Here is a 360-nt window from a genome sequence, read left to right as displayed (position 1 = left end):
CTCGCGCACCTATACGCCTGGCGTGCTGGTGGTCGGCGCGCTGGTGGCGCTGCTGCCGCCGCTTGTCGCCGGCAGCGACTGGAACGAATGGATCTACAAGGGCCTGGCGATCCTTTTGATCGGCTGCCCCTGCGCGCTGGTCATCTCGACGCCCGCCGCGATCGCCGCAGGCCTGGCGGCCGGCGCGCGGCGTGGACTGCTGATGCAGGGTGGCGCGGTGCTGGAGGGCTTTCGCCGGATCACCGCGGTCGCCTTCGACAAGACCGGGACGCTGACGTTCGGACAGCCGAGGCTCGTCAACGCATCCGCGATCGATCCGACCATGCTCGCGATGGCCGCCGACATCGCAGCGCATTCCCG

At 70.0% G+C, this 360-nt stretch carries 1 pseudogene; it reads left to right on the top strand.

The annotated features are described in order from the left end of the window. A pseudogene (locus EN804_RS35245) lies at nt 1-360 on the top strand (heavy metal translocating P-type ATPase); the annotation flags it as partial.

The organism is Mesorhizobium sp. M8A.F.Ca.ET.161.01.1.1, from assembly GCF_004792105.1.
GTDB lineage: Bacteria > Pseudomonadota > Alphaproteobacteria > Rhizobiales > Rhizobiaceae > Mesorhizobium.
The sequence above is the reverse complement of the archived record's forward strand: the minus strand, read 5'-3'. Positions and strand labels throughout refer to the sequence as shown.